Genomic DNA, 2,620 nt, shown 5'->3' on the forward strand with positions numbered 1-2,620 from the left:
ACCGCCTACAACCTCAAACGCATCTACATCCTCCAGAAATCCCACTAAAACAGCTCCCATCCACACTCAACAATGAAATCCTCCAACAACGGCTCACTCATCCAGAGAGATGATGCCTCTCTCACACAGACTCTAAAGCCCTTTAAATCCTGTGGGCCTCGAAACCTGGGGCGTTGCCCCAGGCTGGTATGGAACGCGCCTTCAGCGCTTCCCGCCCATTTATCTGCCTCCCACCCGTTTATCCTTAACAACTGACCATGTCTGACCAGCACAAGCCCGGCACCTTCTACCTGACCACGCCGATCTACTACGTCAATGCGCGTCCGCACATCGGCCATGCCTACACCACGCTCGCGGCCGATACGATTGCGCGCCGCCAGCGCCTGCTGCGCGGCAACGACAACGTCTACTTCCTCACCGGCACCGATGAGCACGGCCAGAAGGTTCAGCGCTCCGCCGCGGCTGCCGGCATTACGCCGCAGCAGTTCACCGACGAGGTCTCGGCGACCTTCCGCGCCCTGTGGGACCGGATGGGCATTACCTACAACGACTACATCCGCACCACCGAGAAACGCCACGCCAAGGGCGTTCAGGCGCTCTTCAACCGTCTCTACGAGGGCGGACACATCTACCTGGACAGCTATACCGGCAGCTACTGCGTCTCCGATGAGGCGTTTGTCGATCTGCCCCCGGGGACGCCCTGCCCAGACTGCGGACGCCCGCTGGAGACCGTCACCGAAGAGAACTTCTACTTCCGCCTCTCGGGCTTTCAGCTTCAGTTGATCGACCTGATCGAGTCGGGCCGCTTCGCCGTCGAGCCGGAAGCCCGCCGCAACGAGGTGCTGAGCTTCCTGCGTGGCAATGTAGCCGCTGCGCCCGCCGAGGTACTCGAGCTCTCCGCCGCCGGCACGGCCTATATCCCCGGAGCACTCAAGGACCTCTCCATCTCCCGCTCAAGCTTCGACTGGGGCATTCCCGTTCCTGAGCCGGCCGCCTCCGAGAGCAAGCAGAAGCACGTCATCTACGTCTGGCTGGACGCGCTGGCAAACTACATGACCGCGCTCGGCTTCGGACAGGACGACTGCGAGACCTACGACAAGTTCTGGCCCGCCGATCTCCACCTCGTCGGCAAAGAGATCATCCGCTTCCACTGCATCTACTGGCCGGCCTTCCTTCTGGCCGCCGGCCTTCCGCTGCCGAAGATGGTGCAGGCGCATGGCTGGCTGCTCTTTGAGGAGAGCAAGATGAGCAAGTCGCGCGGCAACATCGTGCGCGCCGAGACCATTCTGGACGCCTTTGGCAGCCTGAAGCCCGGGGCTACGACGGAAGAACAGGACCTCTTCGGTACCGACGTGCTCCGCTACTTCCTGATGCGCGAGATTCCCTTCGGCCAGGACGGCAGCTTCAGCTTCGATGCGCTGGTGCAGCGCTATAACTCTGACCTCGCCAACGGCTACGGCAATCTCGTCAGCCGCACCTTGGCGATGATTGAGAAGTACTTCGGGGGCATTGTCCCGAACGTAGCAAACACTGCCACGACGGGCTCTCATCCCCGCGAAGCCCTCTTGAGCGGTGTCCCGACCGACTACGACTTCGGTACGCATCTGCAGCGGATCTGGAACCTGATCGCTGTCACCGATGGCTACATCACGGCCAATGCGCCGTGGAAGCTTGCGGCTGACGAGACGAAGAAGGAGCAGCTTGCAGAGGTGCTTTACAGCGCGGCCGAGGCGATCCGTCACCTCACGGCATCGCTCTATCCCTACCTCCCGTACACCACCTGCAAGGTCTGGGCCCAGCTTGGGCTCGGCCACATGAGTGAGGCCGCCAACAGCGGTGAACTCAAAAACCTCGAATGGGGCGGCCTCAGGCCGGGCACGAAGCTCGGTGCGCTTGCTCCTATCTTCCCGCGTGCACCCAAGGAACTGATTCAGAAGATGACCGACACCGAACAGAAACCCGTCGCCACCGAAGCTGCTACCGCGGTAGCCGAAGCCACTGCACCCGCAGAAGCTGCTGCGCCCGCCGAGGATGCCAACGGTATTCCCTCTATCGCCGAGACCATCACCATCGACGACTTCGCCAAGGTCGACCTGCGTGTCGCCAAGGTGCTCGCCGCCGAACGGCCGGCGTCCGCACCATCCTGACCATCGGCATCGGGGAAGGCCCCGCCTCCATGGGCAACGGCCTGGCRCTGGCTCGTCCAGCAACCGCCTCGACTCCCGCCGTCTACGCCAGCGCCGGTATCTATCCCGGCAACGCGCATGAGGCCACGGAAGCCGACTACGCGCGCCTGGAACAGCTTGTGCAGGATCCCAACTGCATCGCCGTCGGCGAGATCGGCCTGGACTACTACCACGCCGAATCGCCGGCTCCAGAGATTCAGGCAGCATGCTTCGCACGGCAGATGCAGATTGCCGTGGCGGCTCGTAAACCTATCCTGATCCACTGCCGCCCCAACGACGGCACCCCGAACTTCCCCGGCCTGGATGTGTGGAACGATCTCTTCACCCTGATCGAAGAGCACTGGACACCACACGACATCACCGGCGTTATGCACTGCTTCAGTGGAACGCAGGACCACGCCGACCGGAGCCTGGCCAACAACTTCGTCCTCTCC

At 62.4% G+C, this 2,620-nt stretch carries 2 protein-coding genes; both read left to right on the plus strand.

The genetic code is table 11. The features are described 5' to 3' along the window. Positions 1-257 precede the first annotated feature (257 nt). Positions 258-2,147, plus strand: a complete 1,890-nt coding sequence (gene metG, locus AB4043_RS23375) for a methionine--tRNA ligase (protein ID WP_442308247.1) — start codon at positions 258-260, stop codon at positions 2,145-2,147. An 8-nt stretch (positions 2,148-2,155) separates the two neighbouring features. After that, positions 2,156-2,620: TatD family hydrolase (locus AB4043_RS23380; RefSeq protein WP_442308248.1), on the plus strand; the 465-nt coding region annotated here is incomplete at its 3' end.

It is taken from the genome of Terriglobus sp. YAF25 (genome assembly GCF_052113305.1).
GTDB lineage: Bacteria > Acidobacteriota > Terriglobia > Terriglobales > Acidobacteriaceae > Terriglobus.